The sequence below is a fragment of the Singulisphaera acidiphila DSM 18658 genome (assembly GCF_000242455.2).
Taxonomy (GTDB): domain Bacteria; phylum Planctomycetota; class Planctomycetia; order Isosphaerales; family Isosphaeraceae; genus Singulisphaera; species Singulisphaera acidiphila.
Genome location: NC_019892.1, coordinates 8,046,675 through 8,071,798, shown reverse-complemented (window position 1 = coordinate 8,071,798; position 25,124 = coordinate 8,046,675). Strand labels below are relative to the sequence as shown.

The 25,124-nt window shown below is 62.7% G+C and carries 22 protein-coding genes; 15 read left to right on the top strand and 7 right to left on the bottom strand.

Annotated features, from left to right (window positions below; genetic code table 11):
* Positions 1–301: 301 nt before the first annotated feature.
* The gene (locus SINAC_RS31505) at positions 302–2,461 is read left to right on the top strand and encodes a peptidylprolyl isomerase (RefSeq protein ID WP_157579473.1); all 2,160 of its coding nucleotides are present in this window, start codon (positions 302–304) and stop codon (positions 2,459–2,461) included.
* A gap of 38 nt (positions 2,462–2,499) precedes the next feature.
* On the opposite strand, the gene SINAC_RS31500 is transcribed toward SINAC_RS31505, so the two are convergent.
* Positions 2,500–2,784, bottom strand: a complete 285-nt coding sequence (locus SINAC_RS31500; protein WP_015249595.1) for a hypothetical protein — start codon at positions 2,782–2,784, stop codon at positions 2,500–2,502.
* Positions 2,785–3,205: 421 nt separating this feature from the next.
* Between SINAC_RS31500 and SINAC_RS31495 the strand changes: the two genes are divergently transcribed.
* From SINAC_RS31495 to SINAC_RS31460, 8 genes are all read left to right on the top strand, one after another.
* Positions 3,206–3,997 (top strand): RDD family protein, encoded by a 792-nt coding sequence (locus SINAC_RS31495; RefSeq protein ID WP_015249594.1) that lies wholly within the window; start codon positions 3,206–3,208, stop codon positions 3,995–3,997.
* A gap of 2 nt (positions 3,998–3,999) precedes the next feature.
* Complete coding sequence (locus SINAC_RS31490) at positions 4,000–4,980, top strand: stage II sporulation protein M (RefSeq protein ID WP_015249593.1); 981 nt, start codon at positions 4,000–4,002, stop codon at positions 4,978–4,980.
* Positions 4,981–4,995: 15 nt separating this feature from the next.
* On the top strand, positions 4,996–5,775 hold the full coding sequence (locus SINAC_RS31485; protein WP_015249592.1) for a hypothetical protein: 780 nt from the start codon (positions 4,996–4,998) through the stop codon (positions 5,773–5,775).
* Positions 5,769–6,521, top strand: a complete 753-nt coding sequence (locus SINAC_RS31480; RefSeq protein WP_015249591.1) for a DUF4129 domain-containing protein — start codon at positions 5,769–5,771, stop codon at positions 6,519–6,521. The genes SINAC_RS31485 and SINAC_RS31480 overlap by 7 nt, the downstream gene beginning before the upstream one ends.
* Positions 6,518–7,714 carry a DUF4350 domain-containing protein gene (locus tag SINAC_RS31475; RefSeq protein ID WP_015249590.1) on the top strand — a complete coding sequence of 399 codons (1,197 nt, stop codon included), beginning with the start codon at positions 6,518–6,520 and terminating at the stop codon, positions 7,712–7,714. The genes SINAC_RS31480 and SINAC_RS31475 overlap by 4 nt, the downstream gene beginning before the upstream one ends.
* Complete coding sequence (locus SINAC_RS31470; RefSeq protein ID WP_015249589.1) at positions 7,707–8,774, top strand: AAA family ATPase; 1,068 nt, start codon at positions 7,707–7,709, stop codon at positions 8,772–8,774. Before SINAC_RS31475 ends, SINAC_RS31470 begins: the two co-directional genes overlap by 8 nt.
* Positions 8,771–10,087 carry a DUF58 domain-containing protein gene (locus tag SINAC_RS31465; protein ID WP_015249588.1) on the top strand — a complete coding sequence of 439 codons (1,317 nt, stop codon included), beginning with the start codon at positions 8,771–8,773 and terminating at the stop codon, positions 10,085–10,087. Before SINAC_RS31470 ends, SINAC_RS31465 begins: the two co-directional genes overlap by 4 nt.
* Before the next feature lie 106 nt (positions 10,088–10,193).
* Positions 10,194–10,868 (top strand): hypothetical protein, encoded by a 675-nt coding sequence (locus SINAC_RS31460; protein WP_015249587.1) that lies wholly within the window; start codon positions 10,194–10,196, stop codon positions 10,866–10,868.
* A 75-nt stretch (positions 10,869–10,943) separates the two neighbouring features.
* Here SINAC_RS31460 and SINAC_RS31455 read toward each other — a convergent pair whose 3' ends face one another.
* Together SINAC_RS31455 and SINAC_RS31450 are read right to left on the bottom strand one after the other, a co-directional pair.
* Entirely contained in the window at positions 10,944–11,564 is a 621-nt protein-coding gene (locus tag SINAC_RS31455; RefSeq protein WP_237722634.1) for a TlpA family protein disulfide reductase, read from the bottom strand.
* A gap of 57 nt (positions 11,565–11,621) precedes the next feature.
* Positions 11,622–14,285, bottom strand: coding sequence for a fused MFS/spermidine synthase (locus SINAC_RS31450; protein WP_015249585.1), 2,664 nt, complete (start codon positions 14,283–14,285; stop codon positions 11,622–11,624).
* Positions 14,286–14,555: 270 nt separating this feature from the next.
* Here SINAC_RS31450 and SINAC_RS31445 point away from each other — a divergent pair, with 270 nt between their 5' ends.
* Positions 14,556–15,296 (top strand): class I SAM-dependent methyltransferase, encoded by a 741-nt coding sequence (locus tag SINAC_RS31445; RefSeq protein WP_015249584.1) that lies wholly within the window; start codon positions 14,556–14,558, stop codon positions 15,294–15,296.
* A 77-nt stretch (positions 15,297–15,373) separates the two neighbouring features.
* Positions 15,374–16,357 (top strand): 1-phosphofructokinase family hexose kinase, encoded by a 984-nt coding sequence (locus tag SINAC_RS31440; protein ID WP_237722632.1) that lies wholly within the window; start codon positions 15,374–15,376, stop codon positions 16,355–16,357.
* A gap of 96 nt (positions 16,358–16,453) precedes the next feature.
* Here the strand turns inward: SINAC_RS31440 and SINAC_RS31435 are convergent, their stop codons facing one another.
* Both SINAC_RS31435 and trpE read right to left on the bottom strand, forming a co-directional pair.
* Positions 16,454–18,298, bottom strand: a complete 1,845-nt coding sequence (locus tag SINAC_RS31435; RefSeq protein ID WP_015249582.1) for an RNA polymerase sigma factor — start codon at positions 18,296–18,298, stop codon at positions 16,454–16,456.
* Between the two features lie 165 nt (positions 18,299–18,463).
* Positions 18,464–19,969 carry an anthranilate synthase component I gene (gene trpE, locus SINAC_RS31430; protein ID WP_015249581.1) on the bottom strand — a complete coding sequence of 502 codons (1,506 nt, stop codon included), beginning with the start codon at positions 19,967–19,969 and terminating at the stop codon, positions 18,464–18,466.
* Between the two features lie 402 nt (positions 19,970–20,371).
* Here trpE and SINAC_RS31425 point away from each other — a divergent pair, with 402 nt between their 5' ends.
* The 4 genes from SINAC_RS31425 (at position 20,372) to SINAC_RS40720 (ending at position 23,297) form a co-directional block, all read left to right on the top strand.
* Entirely contained in the window at positions 20,372–20,881 is a 510-nt protein-coding gene (locus SINAC_RS31425; protein WP_015249580.1) for a UvrB/UvrC motif-containing protein, read from the top strand.
* A 30-nt stretch (positions 20,882–20,911) separates the two neighbouring features.
* A complete protein-coding gene (locus tag SINAC_RS31420; RefSeq protein ID WP_015249579.1) occupies positions 20,912–21,397 on the top strand; it encodes a UvrB/UvrC motif-containing protein in 486 nt (161 codons plus the stop codon).
* The gene (locus SINAC_RS31415; RefSeq protein WP_015249578.1) at positions 21,394–22,458 is read left to right on the top strand and encodes a protein arginine kinase; all 1,065 of its coding nucleotides are present in this window, start codon (positions 21,394–21,396) and stop codon (positions 22,456–22,458) included. Before SINAC_RS31420 ends, SINAC_RS31415 begins: the two co-directional genes overlap by 4 nt.
* Before the next feature lie 146 nt (positions 22,459–22,604).
* A complete protein-coding gene (locus SINAC_RS40720; RefSeq protein WP_015249577.1) occupies positions 22,605–23,297 on the top strand; it encodes a J domain-containing protein in 693 nt (230 codons plus the stop codon).
* Positions 23,298–23,319: 22 nt separating this feature from the next.
* Here the strand turns inward: SINAC_RS40720 and coaD are convergent, their stop codons facing one another.
* Together coaD and SINAC_RS31400 are read right to left on the bottom strand one after the other, a co-directional pair.
* Entirely contained in the window at positions 23,320–23,844 is a 525-nt protein-coding gene (coaD, locus tag SINAC_RS31405) for a pantetheine-phosphate adenylyltransferase (protein WP_015249576.1), read from the bottom strand.
* A gap of 50 nt (positions 23,845–23,894) precedes the next feature.
* Positions 23,895–25,043, bottom strand: a complete 1,149-nt coding sequence (locus tag SINAC_RS31400; protein ID WP_015249575.1) for an aminotransferase class V-fold PLP-dependent enzyme — start codon at positions 25,041–25,043, stop codon at positions 23,895–23,897.
* Between the last annotated feature and the right edge of the window lie 81 nt (positions 25,044–25,124).

Sequence of the window (25,124 nt, the reverse complement as noted above, 5' to 3'; positions counted from 1 at the left end):
AAAAGGCGAGCGGGGGAGCGGGCGCTTCTCTGTTTTCAGACCGACTCCCCCGCAAAAGAAGCAGGGCCGCACGCTCCCTGCTTCTCTGGAGGGGCGAGAGCCAAAGCGCTCTTGCCACTGATAGGTGTTGCGGATAATCTGTCGCGGCCTATCTTCTCGCTTGGCTGGTTCGAGCCGTTGTATTAGAACACATCTCCGGATTTTTGCGCGAGCCTGTCGAAACGAAATTCCAGACTTTTGGCCAGGAAGGCCGTCCGGAGTTTGCCTTGTTAATCCAAATCTCCAAGGATGGAGAATGCCGATGAACCGCCACGTCGTCGCCGGACTTCTCGGCCTGGCCCTGGCGGGCTGTGCTCAGAACCGCTCTGCCATTCAGAGTCGTGGTCCGTCTGCGGGGCCTGTTGGCCTCACGTCGTTCCCATCGATTCACGAAACAATCAATCGTGAGAATCCGAAGTTCGATCCCAGGTCGCTGCGCGCCAGTGCGGCGACGCATGGGCCTGAGAACGGTTCCCCTGCTCCCGCCCCAGCCAGGGGGAGCATGCCTGGTCCGTCGGATTACCGTCGTCCCGATTCCGTGGCCGTAGCTCCCCCGGCAGGCTCAGTGGCGGCCACCCAGACGCCGCCACCGTCGAATATCCCTTTGGAAGTGGCCGACTCACCGAATCCGAACGAATCGTCCGGAACGGTCGCGCCTGAACCTGGTGCCGCCCACAGCCACCCGTCACTTGCCGAACTGGCGGCGCCTCCGTCAGGTCTCGAGCCTGAGACCTCGACGGCTCCGGAGCCGCCGGCTGCGTCGGACGGTCTGCTTCCGCCTGCGGTCGAGGGGGGGACGGATGATCTCCCGGCGGCACCTACGCCGGGTGCGGCTCCGGAGGCTGCGTCTCCCCCGGCTTCCACGGAACCACCGCCGGTTGTTGCCGCACCGTCTCTTCCAGCGCCGGTTGATGGGGAGGGAGACCTTGCACCTCCGTTGCCCGATGAGGCACCAGCGATGCCTGCTCCTCCTGCGGTTCCGGAGAGTGCTCCTCTCGGGGCTCCGACCGAGCCGTCCCCGCCTTCCGACAACAAGACTTCGCTGGATTCGTTGCCGGCCGATCCACCGGCGTCGTCAGAGGCATCGGCTCCTGTGCTTCCGATGACGATACCGCCCACTTCTGACCTCCCTTCGGCGCCCCCCGCGCTCGAGGCGCCTCCGGAGATGTCAGCTCCCCTGGAATTGCCGTCTGCTCCCCCGGCCTCGGCACCTGATCCCGCACCGGCGCCCGAGGCTGGTGCGGACTTGCCGAAGAGTTCGCTCGAGTCGAGTGAGTTGGTCGCTCCCCCGATTCCCTCGACACTGCCGCTTTCCCCGGCTGATACATCACCAAGCCCCGACGTGCCGCTGAAGGCTGATTCAGCCTCGGTGGGAAAGATCGATTCCGAGGTCAAGCAGACGGCGGCCGACTCGACGATGATTCAGTCGAAGGTCCGTCCTCGGAACGCACAATCGGCCGGCGAGGTGGCCGCTCGGGTTGGCGATGAGATCATCACCCTGAACCAACTGAGAAAGGGGGTCGGGCAACGGCTCCAGGGAGTCGATCCCTCTCAGCCTCCCTCGGAAGAGGAGGTCAACATGGTGGCCTACTCGGTCCTCCAGGAGCTCGTCGAACGGAGCATCGTCATCCAGGAGGCGAAGCGTGAGCTGAAGAAACCCGAGGCCTACAAAATGGTCATGGCGGATGCCGACAAGAGCTGGCGAGCGGAAGAGCTTGACCCCTTGTTACGCAAGTACTCCGCTACAAATGAGTATGAATTGAAGCAAAAGCTCAAGGAACACGGTGCCTCGCTCGACGAGATGCGAGAAACGTATTGCAGGCACCATCTCTCGCAGAGCTATATGAAAGCCAAGATCGGGCCGAAGATGACGGTCTCGCTGCCCGAGATGCGCGAATATTACCTGGAACATCTCCACGATTTTGACCAGCCCGCGCAAATCGTCTGGCGCGAAGTCGTGGTCGACTTCGACAAATGCAAGTCGCGCACCGAGGCCCGCGCCAAGGCTGACGCTCTCCTCGGGCGGCTCCGCCGCGGTGAGGACTTTGCGAAGTTGGCCGCCGCCGAGTCCCACGGTCCCAACAGGGTGAAGGGCGGGGTCTGGGAGACCTCTCCCGGCGGCTATGGGGTCGAGTCCGTCAACGCCGCGCTCGAGTCGTTGCCGATGGGCCGGATCAGCCAGGTCATCGAAGCTCCGACGAGTTATCATATCGTTCGAGTCGAGAAACGCCGAGCCGCCGGACCGGCCTCGTTCGCTGAAGTCGAAGTCCAGGATAAGATCAAGAATACGATCTTCAACGAGAAAATCCGCAACGAGACGTCGTCCTTTATCGCCAAGCTTCGGAAACAGACCCTGGTCACCACGATGTTTGACACCCACCAGAATGATCCGGCGACGATTCAGGCAGGAATGCCCCGCTGAGCAGAGCAGAGCCATTCCGAATCACCCACCGCCAAAGCTCACCGCCCGCTCCTGCGTTTTTTGACTGGCGAGCGACCGCGTTGCCGTTTGATCGCCGCTGCGATTGACTGGGCGATGAAGAGAATGAAGAGACCCCCGAACGAACTGAGCCAGACCCAGGCCGCGTCCATCCAACCCGCTCCTCTCCAGATCATGATGCTCGGAGCCGCGGCGTAGACGGCGACGCCCAGGAACCCCCATAAGAACGGGTTCAGGTCCTGCGCCATCGCAAGCCTCGCGAAGATCAGGCCCGCCGAGCAGGCGATCACGGCGACGCATTCCATGACAATGATCCTCCAACAAGAATCTCTTGACCGTTTCGAGCGGATGCCGGCGTCCGTCCCAATCTTGGCCGACGCAAGTCATACCGTGTTTTGAGCACCGTGTGCAACGGCGAAGCCCCCTGGCGTTCTTCGACGGGTGGGATTGGTTCACTAAAGCAATTTGGCAAGGCGGAATGGCCGCGTTATCGCCCTGGATTATGCCTGAGGTTTTGCCTGCCCCAATGCTGTGACGTTCGGCCGCCACTGCATTGGGGACTCTTGTTTGCATGGCCAGGACCATCATTCGGCAATCTCCTTGAGGGTGATCAAGTCGTTGCGGAACTACCCAGGCTTGGGTAGCATTTTCCCAAGAGACCTTGATGCAGCCGGGCCGGTGCGTTGGAGTGTGAGGCCCTCTGGACTACGATGGGCGCGATCTCCGATGGCCACGGCCTCTCTCAAACGGTCCGACGATCCCTTGGACACGACGGTCCGGCTGGTGACGCCGGAACGGATCGTTTTCCAGTACCCGCTGGCGGGACCATTTCGCCGTTATTTCGCGTATCTCATTGACTTCGCGATCGTTCTCGCCGCAGTCGTCATTGCCTCGCTGACGCTTATCGTGCTCTCGCTCGGCTCGCAGTCGGGGGTGGGACCGATTTTCGTGGCCTACTTTGTGATCATGTGGGGATACCGGGGCTTCTGTGAAGCGGTTTTCAATGGCCAGACTCTGGGCAAACGGGCGCTGGGCTTGCGCGTGGTCTCGGAACGCGGCGTCCCCATCACCGGGGCTCAGGCGGTGCTCCGAAACCTGGTGGGCTCGCTTGACGGCACGGTCCCTTACCTGATCCGACCCGACCTGACGAGTCTACTGCTGCTGACGGGTCTGACGAGCATGCTCCTGACTCGGAAGTTTCAGCGTCTCGGCGACCTGGCCGCTGGCACCATGGTGGTGGTCGAGCAGCGTCGGGGGCGCGCCGGGTTGATTCGCGTCGAAGAGCCGGCGGTCGTCGCGCTCCTGCCGTGGCTTCCCCTTCGGGTGGAGGCGGGTCCTGAATTGGCCCGAGCACTCTCCGACTACGTCAACCATCGCGCTCGCTTGCCCCGAGCTCGGCGTGAAGAAATGGCTTTGCACCTGGCTCGTCCGCTCAGCGTTCGTTATCGATTACCGGAGAACGTTCCGGCCGACGTCGTCGTCTGCGCCTTCTATCATCGCGTGTTCGTGGGAGAGTGACGATGAGGGTCGCTGACCGTTTGACCCAGCGCGAAGCCTCGTGGCGCGAGTTGGATACCCTCCTCGACGGTCTCAACCGCCGCCAGCTTCCCGCCGCCCGCGCGGCGCAGATTGTGCGGCTGGGCGAACTTTACCGTGCTGCCTGCACCGACCTGATGCTGGCGGAAACGCACAGCCTGCCTCGCGACACGGTGGCCTACCTGCACGCCTTGGTAGGGCGAGCACACAATGCGGTTTATCGGGCGCAGGGGTTTCGCTTCGTCGACTGGGCCGACGCCCTGTTCGGAACGGCTCCGCGCCAGCTTCGAACCGATCCCGCCCTCCGAATTGCGGCTCTGGTCTTTTTCGGAAGTTTTTTACTCTGCGCATTCCTGGCGGCCGGTCGCCCCGGCTTTGCCGTATCGGTGGTCGGCGAGCCGATGATCGAGATGATGGAGCAGTCTTATGCCGAACCGATGGGGGCCAATCGCAAAGATGGATTGAGCCGCAACGATACGATGATGACGGGATACTATATTCAGCATAACACCACGATTGGCCTTCAATGCTTCGCCTATGGTCTCTTGTTCGGTCTGGGGAGTCTGTACGAACTGGTCTCGAACGGGGCGATTCTCGGCACCGTTTTCGGTCACATGGCGACCAGCCCCAACGCCTCGCATTTTTATACGTTTGTGACAGCCCACGCGCCGTTTGAGCTGATGGCGATCGTCTTCTCCGGGGCGGCCGGTCTTCGGCTTGGCTATGGTTTGATCGACACCCAAGGGCAGACTCGGCTGGGCTCGTTGCAGCGCGAGGCTCGGCGAGCGCTGCCCACGGTGGGGGTGGCGGTCGTCCTGTTCTTGCTGGCGGCGTTTCTCGAAGGGTACGTCTCGGCGTCGGCCCTCCCATACTCCGCCAAGGCTTCGATCGCCTTGTTCAGCGCCGGCCTGCTCGTCGCCTATCTCGCCCTTGGGGGGCGAAGGCCGGTCGTGGAACCTCGGTGACGGTGGGGGTGAGGGTTGGCCTACGATCAGACCTTGGTACAAATCCGGGAACGCTCGTTTCTGGAGATCCTCGACCTGGCCCTGGTCGTGCTCCGGCGTCGGCCGGTCACGATCGGGCTCGCCGCGCTCGCGGGTGCGGTTCCGTTTGCGATCTTCAATGCCTGGCTCACTCGGGAGCAAAACCTGCCCTTCATCGGCTACCTGTTCTTACTCGCGCTCGAGATCCCCTGGGCCACCGCTCCGCTGACCATCGTGTTGGGGGGGCTGATGTTCGGCGAACGCCGATCGGTGGGGCGCGTACTCAAGACGATGATGCAGTCCTTCGTCTCGATGGTCCTGTTTCAGTTCTTTCTTCGCGGCTTCTTGCTGGCCACGGTTGTCCTCGCTCCGTTCGTTCCCGTGCGGATGAGCTTTTTGAACGAGGTGATCCTGCTCGAACGCGGGCGCTGGCGGAATGCCCTCCGGCGCAGCGCAACGCTTTGCAATCCGCATGGTGGCGATTTGTTCGGTCAATCACTGGCGCAGTTCTTCTTCGGGACACTGTTCGTGCTCGCCTTCTGGGCCGGTTCCGGAGCGTTGATGAAGGCCCTTTTCAGCAGTGAGCTGACCTGGGAACCGACTTGGAACGACCTGGTCGGACCGCGCTTCCATTTCGCCATCTGGGTGGCGATCGAATTCTTTGGCATTGCCCGATTCTTCAACTACATCGATCAGCGAATCCGACTCGAAGGTTGGGAAGTCGAACTCCGCCTCCGCTCGGTGGGACGTGCCTTGGAGGACGCGAGACAATGGTGAGCCTGACGCTCTGGCTCATTCTTGGAGTCGTCGGCGCCGACGGGCCGGGCCTGGTTCCGGGGCCGGGACCGAAACTGGACCCCGAAGCCGATCTTGCCGTGCGCGCTGCGCTGGGACGCGGTGGATTTCCCTGGTACGACGCGAAAAAGGATTCGGTCAAGCCGCTCTGGCCGCCGCAGGAGAAGTCCTTCCACTGGCTCGATCGCTGGTCCGGCTCGCTTCGCCGGTTGGGTCGGCTGCGCTTCGGGAGTCTCGAACTGGGCGAACTCCTGATCATCGGGATGGTCATCCTGGCACTCTCGGTCCTGCTCGTCGTTCTCGCGGAACTCTGGCGCCGTTATCGACCGAGCTCGGGCGATTCCGAACCTGGAGTGATCGCAGCCGCCAAGGCCGATCGCATCGAGGGCCTACCCGCCGGCGTTCGCCCCGAGACGGATGATCCCTGGGCCGAGGCCGTTCGTTGGCGCGAGAGCGGGAACTATGCGAGCGCAATCATCTGCCTGTTCGCCCATCAATTGCTGACGCTCCATCGCCTCCGCGTCGTTCGACTCAGGCCAGGACGAACCGGACGGCAACTCGTCCGTGCGATCGACGATCCTCGGTTCCGAACTCCCGTCGACGCGACGCTCCGCCTTTTCGAGACGGTCTACTACGGCCACCTCACACCGTCGGCCGAGGCTTTCGACGAGGTCTGGACGAAGGCCGAAGACTTCGAGCGGCTCGCCGCCGCGGGACCGGTCTCATGAATATCTATTGTTGTAAAAAGTCGGCGTTGGCGACTCTCCTGGCTGTTGTGGTTTTGCTCGTCTCCGGATGTGGGATTCGAGCGGTCGATACATCTTATGGGCGGACCCGAGATCAAAGCATCAACGGCACGGGCACTCTGGTCGAACTTTTCAAAGCACAAGGGCATACGGTTCGTACGGCCGTCCGGCTCTCCGACGAATTGGCCGGTTGGGCCGATGTGATCGTTCGGATTTCGCCCTACCCGGGCCCCCCTGAGAAAGCGGAAGGCGATTGGTATTTCCATTGGTTGAGCCAGATCGGTGAGCGGCAGATGATCTACGTCGCGCGCGACTACGATGCGCTGGCCGACTACTGGCAAGAAGTCCGCGACCAACTTCCCAAAGGGGGGGATCAAGAGCTCCGGGCACGAGCCGAGAAATTGCGAGCCGAGGCCGCAAAGGGGGATGGGCAAGAGGGGAGCAGGCCCAAGGAGGTCGCTCGGCCGGAAGAATGGTTTGCTGTGAACACGTCGAAAGATCCGGGGACGACCTGCAAGTCGCTCGAGGGCTTCTGGAGCCAAGGGATCGACCCGGACAGGGTGAGACTACCTCGTCACGAGACGCTCAAGGTCGAGTCGGAATCGGTTTTGCTCGAGGGGGATGAGAAACCCTTGGTGATCGATTGGACCTTGTTCAATGACAGCCGTGTGCTGGTCGCGGCTAATGGTTCGTTCCTTTTGAATGGAGCGCTGCTCAATCCGGCACGTCGTCCGTTGGCGATGCGTGCGGTGCAATGGGTGGGGGACGAACCACTCAACGTGGCGTTCGTTGAGGGACGCTATTTGCTCAATGATGCCCCGGCGGCTCCGTCGGTCTTCGCGCTGCTGAAGATCTGGCCGTTCGGCTGGGTGGTGGCTCAGCTCATGATCCTCGGATTGGTGGCCTGTCTGGCGCGTGCACCTCGGCTTGGACGTCCCCGGCCGGAGCCCCCTTCCGGCGAAGACCGACCGGTCGCCCATCCCGAAGCGATCGGCGCGCTCTTGGCCCGAATCGGGCAAGCAGGCGACGCTCGGGCCCTGTTGGAAACGTATCGTCGTTGGCGCTATCCGTCGAGCCAGACGCGAGTCGGCCCGACCCCGGCTTCGCCGTTGCCCCTTGCGTCGGTCGACTCGACCGAGAAACCCTTTCAACCCGAGTCTCTCACGCATGAATGACTTTGATTCTTCTGCCGAGTCCGAGATCCGGTATCCCGAGGACGTGGCTTCCTCGGCCGCGTTCGAACCCCCGGAGCCTGAGACTCAGCCGGCGTCAACTCCCGAATCCGGGCCCGTGGCGGCGTGGTCGAAGCGGATCGGGGCCGAGATCAACAAGGTCTTCATCGGTCAGGACCCGCTCGTTCGAGGGGTCATCGCCGCGCTTCTGGCCGAGGGACACGTCCTGATCGAGAGCGTTCCCGGTCTGGGCAAAACCCTTTTGGTGCGGGCCTTGGGACGGGTCCTCGGGTGTGCCTTCAACCGGATCCAGTTCACCCCGGACCTCATGCCTTCCGACGTGACCGGCTCGCCCGTCTATGACGAGCGGATCCATGATTTCCGGTTTCGACCCGGCCCGGTCTTCACCCAGTTGCTCCTGGCTGACGAGATCAACCGCGCCCCGGCGAAGACGCACTCGGCGCTCCTGGAAATCATGCAGGAGACGCGCGTCACGATCGACGGCACCGCACACGCGATCGAACCGCCGTTCCTCGTTATGGCGACGCAAAACCCGATCGAGTCGGAAGGGACGTACAACCTCCCCGAGGCGCAACTCGATCGCTTTCTGTTCAAGCTCGTCGCCGAATACCCGAGCATGGACGAGGAGACCAACATCCTCAGGCTGCACACGCGTGGTCTCGGGCCCGACGTGGCGCTGAGCCAGGACCTCGAGACGGTGACCGGCCCTGCCGAGATCCTCGCGATGCAGCAACACTGCGCGGCGGTCCTCGTCGACGAACGGGTCCTTGGGTATATCGCCTCGCTGGTCCGAAAGACGCGGGAGTGGCCGACGTTCGCGCTCGGTGCGTCGCCACGGGCCGGCGTCGCGATCCTTCGCGGCGCTCGTGCGATCGCGGCGCTCGAAGGACGCGACTTCGCCCTTCCCGACGACGTCCAGGAGGTGATTTTGCCCGCGCTCAGGCATCGGGTCATGCTGACGCCCGAGGCCGAAGTCGAGGGCCGAGGGGCGGATGAGCTGCTCACCGAACTGATCCGGTCGGTGGAGGTCCCCCTGCGATGATCTGGCCCGGCCGCGCGCTGGCCTTCGCCCTACTGCTGCCGGCATTGCTCTCCCTGGGCCTGTTCGTTTCCGACACCCTGGGACTGCCGGTCCTTGCGCTCGATCTTGTTGTCGGCCTCGTGGCAGTGGCCGATCTGGCCACGCTGATCGGCGCCGGGGCGTTCCGCGCTGAGCGGCGCTGTGGGACGGTCAGCTCACTGGGCGAAGCCCAGCAGGTCGAACTGAGCCTTCTGAACCTGGGGCGGCTCGGCCGGATCTTTCGAGCCCGCGACGACGTGCCCGAAGCCTTCAGCGCTGACCCTGCCGAGTTCACCGTGAGCGTGCCGGCTCGCGGGCACGCCACGCTCTTCTACACGCTCGTCCCCAAACGGAGAGGGACCTACACCTTTTACCGTGTTGATGCCTTGGTCTCGAGCCGGCTCGGGTTCTGGCAACGGGCTGTCTCCTGGCCGGTGGAGACCGTTGTTCGGGTCTATCCGGACATCCGCCAGATTGGCCGTTACACCGTGCTCGCCCGCCGCGACAAGCTTAGTACGATGGGCGTGCGGCGGACCCGCCGGCTGGGGACCGACAACGAATTCGAACGGCTCCGCGACTATACGGAGGGGGATGAGCCGCGGCATATGGACTGGCGGGCGACCGCGCGAAGGCGCAAGCTGACCGTGCGCGCTCACCAGGTCAACCAGAGTCAGCGCTTGATCTTTCTCATCGACTGCGGCCGGATGATGGCCGGTGATACGGGGCAGGGGCTCTCCCCCTTGGATCATGCACTGAACTCAATGCTCATGCTGGCACATATTGCGCTGATTCGAGGGGACCAGGTGGGCTTACTCGCCTTCTCCGACCGCGTGCTCGCCTATGTTCCCCCCAGCGGCGGGGCCAAGCGAGTCAAGCGGCTGGTCCACAGTGTCCACAACCTCTTTCCCGAGTTGGTCGAGTCCAGGTATGACCGCGTGTTCGTCGAGCTCGAGAAGCGCTGTCGCAAGCGATCGCTGGTCGTCCTGATGACGAACCTCTTCGACGATGTCAATGCGCAGATCATCGGCGACCATCTCGCCAATGTTGTGGGGCGTCATTTGCCGTTGGGTGTCTTCCTCCGCGATCACGACATCTTTGCACTGGCTGATAATGTCCCAAACCAAGGGCTTGGCCTCTACCAAGGAGCCGCTGCGGCCGCATTGCTCAACTGGCGAGAGCGGGCCCTTTCCTCTCTGAGAACCCGAGGCGTCATGACTCTCGACCTCTTTCCGAACGAACTGACCGCGCCTTTGATCAATCAATACCTTCAGATTAAAGCCAGGCACTTGCTCTGAAATGACGGATGATCCAATAATCGTTGCTTCCTCAAATCGGGCTCTTCATCCGGGAATGAGAATCGGTTTCACTTGTCATTCATCAAAATCAGGAAGGACGTCACCCGTGTCGTCATTCGATCCTTCTCCCGCGCATGAACCTCTGAATCCCTATGCCGCGCCGGTCACCGAGGTTCGACTGATCCAGAGTGACTTCGACGTGGATAATTCCGAGGCGGAGGCCGTTCGTCGGCTCTACCTCAGCCATGAAGCCGCGGTCAAATCGATTGGCTTACTTCATTACCTCGGCGCGTTCTTCGGGACGATTGCCGTTGTTGGAACGCTTGTGGTCCTCGCGGCTTCCGTTCGAGGAGAGGCGTTATCGCTCGCGATGGTCGGAGTAGCCACCTATTGCGTGATCACAGGGGTGAACTATGCCCTGGGTTACGGCCTCCGCCGTTTGCAGCCCTGGGCCCGATGGACAGAGGTCACATTTTTCCTCTTCGGTCTCCTCAGCACCTTCGCGATGATGATTGGCATGTTCATCATAAAGAGCGCCGAGGTTGCGATCCCCACAATCGTTGGGATCACGATCTACTCTTATGTTCTCTACCTCCTGCTTTCGCCGAAGGGAGCCATGGTCTTCTCGCCCGGCTATCAGGCCATCATCGAAAAGACCCCGCATATCAAGTACAAGACGAGCTGGATCGTCAAGCTTGCGATTGCGATCTTCTTTGGGGTCATCACCCTTGCGGTGGTCCTCGGCGTGATCGGTGCCATGGTCGGCAACGTCAATCGATGATGCGTGTGGTGAGTCGTTCTCGCCTCGACCTTTTCCCGTAGCTGTAGATCGCCCCGGCGAGCCGGTCGCTGGGCTTCAACCGGGGGGGATTTCACCGCCCTGGTTTTTCACGTTCTCCGCCCCGTCCGTTGGGGTTTTGGAGAGGTTTTCCAGAAAGTCGACCACCGAGGGATCGTCCCACTGCGCAGACCCAACCTCCGACACGACGATTCGCCCATCAGGCGCAATGACGAAGGTGGCCGGAATCCCGTCGGTCGCGAAGGCCGATGGAAGAGCATTCGCCATCAAGATGGTCATCGGCCAGTTCTTGCCTTTCAAGAACGAACGGACAACCTCGGGTGACTCGTCGGTGGAGACGCAGAGAAAGGACACATCCTTGAGCCGGGGATTGCCGGCCAAGTTGGCGATTGCGGGGAGTTCCGCCACGCAAGGGGGGCACCAGGTCGCCCAGAGATTCAGGAAGATCGTTTTTCCCTTGTGTTTCTCCAGCGATACCGATGCCCCCGCAAGGTCGTGGAGGTCCCAGCCATAGTCCGTGACGCTTGGCTGGATCGGCGCCTTGAGCTCGGGCACCGGCAGATCTCCGCCGAGGCCCGAGCGGGGGCCGAAGAGGATCAGGTAAACAATCCAGGCGGTCGCCAGACTCGCCCCTACGATCAACCAGGTCTGGGTGGACGTGCGCTTGGGTTCGTTCATGGTTGGGTCGACCGCAAATCCTGGAATGTTTTCATGTTCCCCGTTTTGCATCCTCTCTCAGTCATCGCCACGCGTGGCGGCAACCGGGGCAAGCAGGTTTTCAACCGGGGCGTAGTCGTCGGTCAGGATGATGCCTCGCGAGCGGGTCTCGACCTGCTTCAGGTCGTCCGTCCCGAACGGTTTCGGTTCGAAGAGCTCGTCGTTCTGGAAGAACTTGGGATCGTCGTCCTTGCTGCCAAGACCCTTGATGATCTCCTCGAGCGGCTGCTTCGAGGCGACCACCACGAACGTCTCCCGCAGTCCCGAACCGGGCGTGTTATCGGTTCCGAAAATATAAACATGGGGAAAGGTGAGCTTGGCGGTTTTCACCCAGGCCCCGAGGAAGCCGCCATAGCCGAGCGCGCGTTTCTGCTCCTCGCGTTCGACCTCGGCTTTGGCTTCCGTCCCGGTGATCTCGTCCCGAGCGATCTTGTTCCGAGCCTTTTCCTTGGCGGTTGCGTCTGACTCGTAAGCGTCGATGATGTTAATCATGTAGATGCCGTTCGGGGACATCATCTTGGCGATCTTATCGTTGAACTGCTTGGTCGTCAGGTGCCAGGGGACGGAGAAGTCGTTGAAGGCGTCGCCGAAGACGAGGTCATACTGCTTGTTGTTCTGATTCCGCTCGACGAATTGGCGGGCGTCGCCCCAGGTGGTCTTGATCGTTGTGTCTTTCGGGAGTCCCAACGCCTCGTGGTTGGCATGGGTGACGGCGGGGTCGATTTCGGCGACGTCGACTTCGGCCCCGGGATAGGTGTGCTGCATGTAGCGCTGGAAGGTGTAAGCGCCGCCCCCGAGGAAGAGGTTGTTGAGCGGGGTGGATTTCGACTTCGAGGCCTCGTTCTCAAGCTTCTTGGCCTGGGCCAAGCGGTGTGCGACCAAGGCATAGATATGCTCGTAGTCGTAGTCGAGCCGTTCGGGGTGGCCGAGGATGAAGTAACCGTGAATCAGGTTATCGAGGACGAGCGTGCGCTTTTGCCCTTCGGCGTCGGGTTCGTTGGTCACCTTGATGTAGTAGTAATCGCTCTCGTCGGCGTAGGCGAGTGCGTCTTCGGTCGTGGCTGGATTCCCGACCTCTTCGCGGATGCCCCACTGGAGTCCCTGTTTCTGGAACCAAGGGGCAGGGAGGAACGCGATCACGCAGAGTCCGAGGGGAATTCCGGCCCATGCGGCGTGCCAGACCGACCCGAGCGACGTCGCCGCGAATGCGAGCGCGGCGGCGAGGATCAGGAGGACTCCCTTGCTTCCCATGGTGTCGATCAGGACGAACCCGGTCAGGAACGTGCCGAGGATGCTCCCAACCATGCCCCAGGCGTAGACCTGGCCAATTGCCGTCCCGGTCCGCTTGCTGCCGCGAAGTCGCTCGACGGCGAGTTTGGCGACGACCGGGCTGACCGTCCCCATCGCCACCGAAGGGAGGAAGAAGACGGCAAAGACCGCGAGCAAGACGCGTGCGGGCCATTGCAGATGGACCTCGGAGCCGCCGGGCAGGGGCAATTTGCTGTGTGAGATCGGCAGGCTCAGAATCGCCTTGCTATCCCCGTCCATCCATTTCTTGGCGAACCATTGCGGCGGCGTTTCCAAAAACAGGATGCTCAGCGTCAGGACCGAAGCCACCAGGAAGAGCCAACTCGCCTGCTTCTCGCGCTGGATAGAATCGGCGATCTTGCCGCCGAGCAGGTTACCCAGGCTCAGGCCGCCCAAGAGCACGCCGATGATACTGGTCCAGCCGTAAATGCTCGACCCGAGGTGGCGCGTGACCAACCGGCCCGCCACCATCTCGAGCGACATGAACGCCAGGCTGGCCACGAACGAGAGGATCGCCAGGTCGGCGAGGCTCGTTTTGCTCGTGCTTCCCTCCGTGCCGGCCACGTCCGTCACGGCTTCGACCGCGCTCGCTCGTCTTGCTTCCAGGAGTCGGCGCACCCCAATCATCGCCAGCGCGACCGAGAGGATGTGTCCCCCCAGGGCCAGCGGGTTGATCGGGATCGATCCGAGGGTGATTCCCGAAACGGGAATCATTCGGACGACGGGAGCGATCGACCCGAGCCCGAGCAGAGCAGCGGTCAGCAGGCCGACCACCGTGCCAACGGGCGTCCCGATCAAGGCCGCCGCCAGTAAGGCGAGGGCCGCCGCCACGATCGTGACGATCGTCGAGATCGGCGCCAGGTACATCAGGATGAAACCGGCGAGAAACGTTCCGACGATGGAACCGACTGCGCCGAAGAAGTAGACGTCGCCAATCGCGCTGCCGGCTTTCTTCGCCTGTTCGACGGCCATCTTGGCGACCACCGGCCCGATCATGCCCAGGACGGTGGCTGGGATCAGGAAGTCGAGCGTGACGACCACGACGGTCCGGAGGTTCCAGGGCATTGACTCGAGCCCGGGGGTCAGTCCGACCACCGCATTCATCCAGAGGCAGCTCAACGTCAGGAAGGTGCCGAGGGCGTACAACGGGCCGACCGCTTTGGAAGGTTCGACCCGGTCTGCCAGGCGGCCCCCCAGGACGTTGCCCAGGCAGATTCCCCCGAGCATGATGCCGATCACGCTCGTCCAGACGCTGAGCGAGGCCCCGACATGTGTCGCCACGAGCCGGCTGGCCACCAGCTCCAGGATCATGATGCAGAGGCTGCTGAGGAACGAAAGTAGGTAGGGCAGCAATCGAACGACGAGGCCCATCATGCGGGGGCAACTCCTGGAGGCGACAGTCCGACTCGTTGTAAATACAAGGCAGGTCCACGATATCCGACAGGAAGAAGAGCGACAACCAGTTACCGTTCGAGCACCATTTCCACTAGGAAACCGCGTGAATCGTCTTTCCAGGCGAGCGTCGAGATGATGATAACCTTGGACCGGTCCTCGGCGCTTGGGTTTGACCGGATTGGGGTGGTTAGCTAGCATCGCCAGAAAAATAGGGATGGACCGAACGATCGCTGAGGCAGGCTCTGACACGTGCAAGCAGATTACGCCCGATGCTATCGAACGCTTTGGGATCACCATTGGTGGTGGCGGTCGCGTGAAGCCTTCCTCCTCGACTGGATTGGCCGACTTCACCGGCAATCACCTCGGGAGCGAATCCTCGACGTCGGTTGCGGCGACGGCCTCTTCTTCGAGCGACTCGAACGGTTCGGCACGGTCGATGGTCTGGAGCCGGATGCCAGCCTGGTCAACGACCCGCGCTGGCGGTCTCGGATCCGGGTTGGCGCACTCGACAGCCGATTCCAAGGGACCGCCGATTACGACCTGCTGTTGATGCTCGACGTGCTCGAGCACATCGGCGATGACGGTGAAGCCCTCCAGGCGGCCCATTCGGCTTTGCGGCCGGGGGGGCACCTGCTGCTGACCGTTCCCGCCCTCAGTTGGCTCTGGAGCCAGCACGATGTGGCCAATGAGCATTTTCGTCGCTACGACCCGAGCGGCCTGCGCATGGTGCTTGCTGCGTCGGGCTTCGAGGTCGAGATCGTCCGCTTCTTCTTCTTCTGGACCGTCGGTCCGCTGCTTGCCCGGCGCTGGCTGGCCCCGGCGAAGTCGGCTGAGGGGACGGCTGACTATGCGGTCCCTGTGCCTCCGGCTCCGCTCAACCGGGCACTAACCCTCTTGAGCCTGGGCGAGCAGGCTATCGGCCGAGTCGTGCGCTGGCCGCTCGGAACGTCGTTACTGGCGATCGCCCGCCGCCCGATCTGTTCCGTTTAGCCTCGTCGCGAGCATCGCGGCTCTTTTTCCGAAGACGAAGAGGTTGCTCTTCGCGGCGATCCGAAGAGAATAGCATCGTGAATTCATTTCCAGCCGCTACCCATCGAACCGGTCGCTCCATGATTCTCTGTGTCACTCTGAACCCTTGCCTCGATAAGACCTTGACCGTCCCCGCCTGGCAGCCTGGCGACTCGGTGCGCGGACAAGCCGTGCGCGAGGTGGTCGGCGGCAAGGGGAACAACGTGGCCCGCGCCCTGACGCGCCTGGGCCGAACGGCCCGCCCGGTCACGTTCCTGGGGGGGGCGGTGGGCGACCACTGCGCGGCCTTGCTCCAGCGCGACGACGGCCTCGACCCGTTGATTACCCCGACCGAGGCGCTCACCCGCGTCATCCTGACGGTGCGGACCGAAAACTCACCGCTTCAGACGGCCTTCTTCGACCCTGATCCGGCGGTCACCTCGGCCGAAGCCGAGGCCCTGTTTCATCGCGTCGAAACGGCGTTAGGCGAAGGGACGGTGACGGCTCTGACCCTCTCGGGATCGAGCCCGTCGCCAGTCACCCATGGCCTCTACAGTGACCTGATTGCCCTGGCCCGATCGCGGCGGCTACCGGTCTTCCTCGACACCTACGGCCCGGCCCTCGACGCGATCTGGGGGTTCTGGCCCGAGGTCATCCAACTCAATCGTCGTGAGGCGGCGCTCCACCTTCGCAAGCCAGCCGTCACCGATGCCGATGTGCTGGGCATGCTCGAGAGCTGGTCGCGCCACGGGGTCCGCTATGGACTTGTCACCGATGGGTCGGGCCCTGTCTTGATCCGGCACCGCAACACCATCTTCCGTGCGACCCCGCCTTCGATCGACGCGGTCAACCCGATCGGCTCGGGGGACTGCCTGCTGGCAGGCTTGGCCGACGCCTGGTTGTTGGGACTCGATTCCGAGGCGACGATCCGCCACGCGGTGGGGTCCGCCGTGGCGAATGCCCTCGTCTGGGACGCCGGGGCGATCGGCCCCGAGGAAGTGAAGCGTCAGGGAGAGGCCGTGGAGATCGCGGCGCTGGATTGATCCGACGGAGTTACGCACGCATTCAGAATGATACTTCGATACGGCCGGGATGCTTGAAGTCCGAAGCGGATTCTGCGTCCCGGCCATGAGGTCAGGTCATTGGAAGCCGCCACCCTTGTCTGGTGCCGGTTTCAATCGTTCCTGATCGAGTCGCCATCCTTCCGCCTTGAGCTTCTTGACTTCATTGAGAGTCTTGAGCATATCCACCAGTTCGCTCGCTTCGTCGGGCGTGAGCTCACCCCGCTCCGCCTTGTTCTCCAAGTTGGTGAGGGGGTTGTCTTCGTCGTCCTCGTTGGAGATGAAGAGCACCCCCTCCTTGACCTTGTAAGCGAGCCCGAGTTGACGAAGCAGGAGGGTGAGGGTGGTCTTGAGCGGTACTCCCTGCAAGTCGATGGTTATCGCCGAGGTCATCGTCTTTTCGGCTGTCTGCAGGCCGACGGGGTCGACGTAGATCGGGATTCCCTTTCCCTTGGGACCCGCCAATGCGGAATTAATGTACTTGAGAACATCTTCGAGAGGTGTTTCATTGCTGAAAACCATGTCGATTGGTTCCTCGAGCTTTTCAAGGAGGGCCTTCGACCTGGGATCTTCATCGGACCGTTTTGGTCCGGGGCGGCGGCCGGTTAGCGGTCCTTCCGAGTCGATCTTCGCCCGGGCCAACATCTGGTTGGCCTCTTGCTGGTAGTATTCCGCCTGGAGGAGCAGGCTATTCTTCGCTTCGCTTGGCTCGAGACGGATCACAATTTCCCTCAGCGTACGCATGCGGCCAAGATGGTCCGAGAGGGCTTCGGCCCGATGGGCGGCCGTCTGGTTCGAGTCGTTCAAGATCGCTTTTGACCAGTGGATGAGGCTGGTGAGTTTGGTCCCAGTCGGGTCAGCCTTACCTCTGAGTTCTTCTTGAAAAATCTGGTTGGCCAGTTGGCTTTGCGACTTGGCTTGGGAGGGACGCTCCGGGTCAAGGATTTTCCTCTCAACCGACTTGGCTTCGTGACTGGCGGGTGCCGAGGCTGCCTGGTCATCTTGATCTCGGTTTTTCAGCGTCTCTACGATCACGGGTTCGGTCGGACGCTTTTCGTTCGACTGCTGGGCGACGACGCCTACGCTTCCAGCCAGAAACCCTAGAATCAACAGGGCCGCTGTTGCTGTTCTCAGTTTGGTCCAGAACATCGTTGTAAGCACCCCTTCCAGCAGAGCGGCCACCGAAGCCGAGACCATCCCGGCTGTGATCGGGCCAGCCGCCACTTTCATGGCTGTTGCCACCGTAGTCGAACTTAGGGTTTCGGGGACGGCGGCCAACGACTTGCGAGCCAGTGTCGTGGCCGAGAGGGCAAGGGTGAGGCTGAGGCCACGGCGGATGAGCCTTGCCTTCAAGAGTTCGCGAGCCCGGGCGAGCCGGCCTTTGACCGTGCCCAAGGGCCATTGGAGTTGGTTGGCCGCCTCTTCGTGGGTGAATCCTTCGAGGTGGCAGAGCACGATCGGTGCGCGGTATTTCGTGGGCAGGCGGCCCAACTCCTCGTCGAGGAGCGGCCCAAGCTCAAAAATGGTGGCGTCCGTTTCGGGAGCCACGGGGGTCGTCGCCACGCTGGGCTCACGCCACCGCCGTCGCATCGCCTCGGACCGTGCTCGCAACGCCACGCGATGGGCGACGCCGTAGAGCCAGTGGCCGATCGCGTCGCGCTCACCCAGCGAGTTTGCCCGTCGCACGAGGACGAGGAACGTGGCCTGGAAGGCATCATCAACGTCGTTCGGATCGACGAGCAGACGACGACAGACCCCGAGGACCATCGGCCCGTGACGCGCCACGATCGCCTCGAAGGCGACTTCGTCCCGATCGTTCAGGTACCGGCTAAGCAGTTGCCATTCCGACAGGCCCGCAACCGTCCCTCGGCCGAAGAGCCGACCGAGTTGGTGCAGGACTGCGCCTTGGTGCGCGCTGGCCATTTGAGTGGAACCCCTCTGCCCTCGACAGGTCTTCCCATAATGCGGGAACGAGGGCCTTGGGATACAACTTTTTTTGGGGAATTCTGAGGCGAGCGGGGAGCGCTTGCTCCCCGCTCGCCTTGGGAGGGCAGAAGACAGGGAGCACGCCGACCTGGGATCGGCGAATTAGAGTTGGGTCTCGGCGATCTCGATCGCCTTGAGCAGTCCGCGCGCCTTGTTGATCGTCTCTTCGTATTCGTCGGAAGGGACGCTGTCGTAGACCACGCCTCCCCCGGCCTGGACGTAGGCGGTCGTCCCCTTGATCACCAGGGTCCGGAGCGCGATGCAGGTGTCCATATTGCCGGTGAAGTCGATATAGCCGACCGCGCCGGCGTACGGCCCACGCTTTTGCGGCTCGACCTCGTCGATGATCTGCATGGCGCGAACCTTGGGCGCGCCCGAGACGGTTCCGGCCGGCAAACCCGCGCGGAGTGCATCGAAGGCCGTCTTGCCCGGACTGAGCCGGCCGGTCACATTCGACGTGATGTGCATGACGTGCGAGTAGCGCTCGACCTTCATGACGTCGGTCAACTGGACCGTCGAGAAGTCGGCCACCCGGCCCACGTCGTTTCGACCGAGGTCCACGAGCATGATATGCTCGGCGCGCTCCTTGGGATCGTTCAAGAGCTCATCGGCCAGCGCCTGATCCTCGGCCTCATCCTTGCCGCGCCGGCGGGTTCCGGCGAGCGGGCGGATCGTGACGGTCGAATCTTCGACCCGGACGAGAATTTCCGGTGAGCTGCCGATCAGGCAAAAGTCGCCGAACGGGAGGTAGAACAAGAAGGGGCTCGGATTGACGACCCGGAGCACGCGATAGATATCGAAGGGGGCGGCCGACGTCTCGAGCTGAAACCGCTGGCTGGGCACAACCTGGAAAATATCGCCCGCCTTGATGTATTCCTGGCAGTGGCGGACGACCTGCTCGTACCCCTCGCGAGTGAAGTTCGACTGGGGTGTGAGCCTCATCGGGCCGTCGGTTTCAATATCGCGGACCGTCAACTCGGGCCCCGGCTGGGCGAGGCGGGCGGCCAGTTCGTCGACCCGGGCGCAGGCCTGGTCGTAGGCGGCGCGGAGGTCGACGTTGGCTCCGGCCGCGACATCGGCATGGGCGACGACCAGGATCGTCTTACGGATGTGGTCGAAGAGGACCATCCGGTTGTAGAAAGCGAACAAGAGGTCGGGCAGGCCGCGGTCGTCGGGGGGGCCATTGGGGAGTCGCTCGGTGTAGCGAACCGCGTCATAGGCGGCGTAGCCGACCGCCCCCCCCGCGAATCGAGGAAGCCCTGGGAGCTGCACCGCCCGATAACGCTCGATCAGGCCTTGGAGGTTGTCGAACGGATTTTCCGATGTGAGCCGGAGGGCGTTTTCGGGGTTGTCGGTCTCGGTGATCGTGACCTCGGTCCCGCGTGCCTCGAAAGTCAGGTATGGTTCAGTCCCGAGGAAACTGAACCGGCCGACCTTCTCGCCGCCGATCACGCTCTCGAATAGGAATGAAGGGGCCGAGCGTTCGATCCGATGGAAGGCCGACACGGGAGTCAGCCCGTCCCCCATCAGTTGACGGTAGACCGGAACGCATGGCGCCTGTTCGGCCAAGCGACAAAATTCTTCGAAAGAAGGACGATGGGGGCCCATAACCTTCGCTACTCGCCCGGACCGGTCTGTCGTGCCCCGAGTCCTCACGTGATGCTCGTTCGCGCGATCTCGGCCGCACCGATCCGGGCTGGCCGAGGCGATTGATCTTAGCAGCCGAGGGGCGGATAGGCAAGTCGCCCCGAATCGAGGGGCGGCGGTTCGTGTCGGCCGTACAGCTTGTCCAAAAGCCTTTTGATGTCAAGATTTAACGCGTAACCGTTTAACACGGGCGAAGGGCTTGCCTGGGCGGGTGGGTTGCTTGACAGCCCGCATGGCCGAATTACAATAGGATTCAGTGGAGCCCCGCGTCTGCGGAAGTCGAGTGCAACCGGTCCGCGGCGATCGACCGCGGCCCGGGGGCAAGGTCGTCGGCAACCGGTCGGGGTCGGTGGAGATTGCCAGATGAAATGCCAGAAATGTGCCAAGCCGGCCACGTTTCACATCACCGACATCGAACGGGGAAAACCTCGCGAATATCACTATTGCGACGAGCATGCGCGGCAGCACCTGACCCCGGTCGAGGAAGCGCAGGAGCCGGCTCCGATGAGTGAGCTGGCCAAGAAGTTGATCGTCAGTGGAACGGGAACGGGGCGGGAAACGTCGCCCGCCGACCGACAGGCCTGCCCAATCTGCCAGATCACCTTCTTGGAGTTCCGGAACTCGGGCCGGCTCGGTTGTCCCTACGATTACGAAGTCTTTCGCGACGAGTTGATGCCCCTTTTAGAGAATATTCACGATGAGACGCGGCATTCGGGAAAGGTTCCGAAGCGGGCGCCGCGGAATAGTCAGCAGCAGACGACGTTGATTCAATTGCGGAACGACTTGAAGCGTGCCGTTGCGGCCGAAGATTATGAAACGGCCGCGCATGTGCGTGACAAGATCAAGTCGATCGAACACGAACAGGGGCGTTGAAGAACGCCTCGTCGGATGGATGGTCGACTCATGACGTGTCAGCACTGTCAGGACGAAGCGACGGTCCATCTGACCGAGACGGTCGATGGCCAGCGCCGCGAACTTCACCTGTGCGTGGCCTGCGCCCGAGAAGCGGGCGTGGCCTTACCCGAGTCGGCTCCGAGCCTGGCGCTCGATGCGGTCATTCAGAGCCTGATTGTGACAAATGTAGGCGAGCTGGTGGGCGAGCTTGCCAGTCTGACCTGTCCCGACTGTGGCCTTAAATTCATGGAATTCCGAGCCAAAGGCCGGCTTGGATGTCCCCACGACTATCGCGTGTTCGCGCGGGGCCTGCTCCCCTTGATCAGCCGTACGCACGGTGCGACGCGGCATGTGGGCAAGGTGGCGCGGAGGCGTCCGGCTGAGAGCGAGCGGCTCCGGCTCCGGACCCAATTGCGAGACGCGATCGCCCGCGAAGATTATGAGCTGGCCGCGCGGCTGCGCGACCAGCTCCGCCCCAAGGACGCCGACGCATGAATCTGGATGACTTGACGAGAAACTCCGGCGAGTGGCTTCGTGGCACGGGCCCCGAAAGCGATATCGTCATGTGCTCGCGCATTCGACTGGCGCGCAACTTAGCCGACTTCCCCTTCAGCAACCGCGCAAGCCGGGGCGAGAAGACCGAAATCGAGGGGAACTTCAAGTCCTGCCTGACCACGGCCGGCCTCGACCTGTCTTACTTCGACGTCAACAACATGACGTCGCTCGACCGCCAATTCCTCGTCGAGCGCCAGCTCGTCTCGCGCGAACTCGCCAACGGCGAGGGGGCCCGGGGCGTTGCGATCGGGCCGCAAGAAAATATCTCGATCATGGTCAACGAGGAAGACCACCTGCGGATCCAGGTCATGCTCTCGGGCCTCTCGCTCCACGAGGTCTGGGACCGGATCAACCGGCTCGATGACCAGCTCGAAGAGTACCTCGCCTACGCCTACAGCGCCCAGCTCGGCTATCTCACCGCCTGCCCGACGAACGTCGGTACCGGAATCCGGGTCGGCGTGATGCTCCACCTCCCCGCTTTGGTCCAGACCAAGCAGATCGACAAGGTCTTTCGGGCGCTCCAGAAAATCAACCTGGCGGTTCGCGGCCTCTACGGCGAAGGGACGCAAGCGTTCGGCGACTTCTACCAGATCTCGAACCAGCAAACCCTCGGCAAGAGCGAGTTGGAGCTGATCCGGATTCTCACCGACGTCGTCCCCCAAGTCATTCAGTATGAGCGAACCGCGCGCCAAGTCCTCATGAATGAGCGCCGCCAGCACCTCCACGACCAGGTCAGCCGCGCCTACGGCGTCCTCAAGACGGCGCATACGATCTCGAGCGAGGAGACGATGCTCCTGCTCTCGAGCGTGCGGATGGGGATCAACCTCGGCCTGATCGACGACCTTGAGATCGCCACCGTCAACGAGCTCTTTATCCAGACGCAGCCCGCCTACCTCCAGAAAATCCAAGGGACCGAACTGGGAGTGGAAGAGCGGAACGTCGCCCGCGCATCCTACCTTCGGACTCGGCTGTCCAACGGCCGGCACGTGGAACCCGAATGAGCGACCGGGCTTTGTCGACCGACCGTTTCCGTCCCCCTTTCCCCGGCTGCATAACCTAAACTCTGAGAGTCGGGGCGGCTCGCTCATTCGCGACGCCCACGGCGCACTCTTGCAATGTCGAAGGCTGGCCTTCCCGGGGGACAGGTGTGATCGCTTTCAGTGTTCAGATTGAACCGCACGTCGTCCTGGACGTCACCCCCGAGGCCACACTCCAGGAGATCCGCGACGCCTACCGCCGCCAGGCCAAGAAGCATCACCCGGACACCGGTGGGACGGACTGGGCGTTTCGGATCGTGTCCCAGGCGTACGAGGTCCTGAGCACCGCGCGGCTGGAATTGGCGAGCCGGCGGGTGACCGAGTCGGAAATGCGATCCCGCTCGCCTCGGACCGCACCGACTGCGGCTCAGAATGAGCCGGAGGGGGCGACGAATCCGTCGGTCGACCCCAAGCGGCGGGTCGGCGTCGAGAAGCTCTGGGTGCGCTACGAGTCGGAACCGCTCTGGCTGATCCAGGACCCGATGCGTGATGAGCATTCCCTGAGCTGTTCACTCAATTTCAAGTGGCCCGACCCTTCGTGCGAGCGCGTGCCGGTGGAAACCGCAGAGCTTGAGCGGATCCTCAATCAACTGGCGGGGGTCTTCGAGGCGATGTGTGGCAAGACCACGGTGGACACGTCCCGCATCCGGATCAATGACGACTCTTTCACCGGCTGGCTGAGCTATTCCTCGGGTGAGAAGGCGGCGGCGGCCTACCAGTTACTCCAAGGAATGCTCACGAATGAGGGCTTTGCGGTTCAGAAGTGGGATCGCGATCTGCTGATTCCTCACACCTGGCTCTGAGGCCGGTCGCGCAATTCGACGGTCAAAGCTCTGCCGGCTTGCTCTGCATTTTGGCCATGATCGGGGCGATGATCTGTTCGGGAACGAACCGGCCCAGCGAGGCTGCTCCACCGTAGCGGGCGATCTGTTTGATGAGCGAGCTCGAGACGTGCGAGTATTCGCCGTCGGCCATGAGGAAGACGGTCTCGACGAACGGGTCGAGCCTGTTGTTCGTCAAGGACATCCCGAACTCGTACTCCATGTCGGACAGCGTGCGAACCCCGCGCAAGATCACCCGGGCACCGATTCGGCGGACGAACTGGACGGCCAGTTCCTCGAACGACTCGACCGAAACGTTGGGGAACGACGCGACGATCTCCCGCGCTAGCGCAACGCGCTCGTCAATGCTGAAGAGCGACCCTTTGTTCGGGTTGACGCCGATCCCGATGACCACGTGCTCGAAGAGCAAACGGCCGCGACGGATCACGTCGAGGTGCCCGAGCGTGAGCGGGTCAAAGGTGCCGGTGAATACGGCCGTTCGCGAGGGGTCGGAAGTTCGCGGAGTCATGATCGTCCTGGCTTTGAAGGTAAAAGAGGAGCGGAAGTCGGCAGGCCGGCTCACTCCGACGCATGGCCCAGATCCGAGATGAGTCCCATTCGCAGCCGTTCGAGGTCTTCCTCATTATTATAAACATGGGGACTGATTCGGAGTCGTCCCCGGCGGGAAGCGACCGCCACCCCAGCCGCGCGAAGCCGTCGGACAACGACATCGGGGTCGACCCCTTCGCGCTCGAGGGCCACGATCCCCGAAAGGTCATCCCCACGGGTTGAGCCGTAGACCTGCCAGCCGGCCGATCGGGCGATCTCGCGGACGGCTTCGGCCCGTTCCAGGATTCGTTGTGAGACCGTCTCCTTGCCCAGCTCCATGATCAGGCTCAGGCTGGCGCCAAAGGCTTGGAGGCCCGGCATATTACACGATCCTCCTTCCCACCGTTCCGCGCTCGGTTTCAATGTGAAATTGAACCCGGGGGTGTTGAAGGAGCTCACCACGCTGTGCCAGCCGACGCCCAATGGGCGCAGTCGGTCGATCCACTCCCGGCGCACGAAGAGGAGGCCCGCCCCCTCGGGCCCGAGCAGCCATTTGTGGCCGTCGGCCGCGAGGAAGTCGATCGGCGTCCGTTTCACGTCGATGACCAACGGCCCGAGCCCCTGGATGGCGTCGACGAAGAAGGCGATGCCGCGTGCCTTGCAGAGCTCGGCCAGAGCGTCGATATCGTTCCGGAAGCCCGAGGCAAACTCGACGTGGCTGATGGTCAAGAGCCGGGTTGTCTCGTCGATGGCCGCGGCCAGGTCGCGTGCCCAGACCCGGCCGTCGCGGCTCGGGACGGTGCGCAACTCCACGCCTCGACTCGCCAGGTTCATCCACGGGTAAACGTTTGAAGGGTATTCCTCGGCCGCAGTGACGACGCTGTCCCCTTCGCGCCAGGGGAAACCTTCGGCGATCAGGCCGATGCCGTGGGTGGTGCTGCTGACGAAGGCGATCTCGTCAACCTCGGCGTTGAGCAGTTCGGCAATCTGGCGGCGGGTCGTCCCGAGCTTGCGTTCCCAGTCAAGCCAGTGGATGACCCCATTCTGTTCCTGGTCGTCGGCCCAGGTGCGTAGAATGTCGCCCGCCCGGCGGGGAATGGGGGCCACCGCCGCGTGGTCGAAGTAGGCCCATCGCTCGGTGATGGGGAACTCGGCCGCTCTCAGGGATTCCCAATCCAAGGGCTGGTGACTCCGCACGATCCTGTCGACCTGGAAGAAAACTCACGACAAGCCTAACGATCGGCGGGCAGAGGCACCATC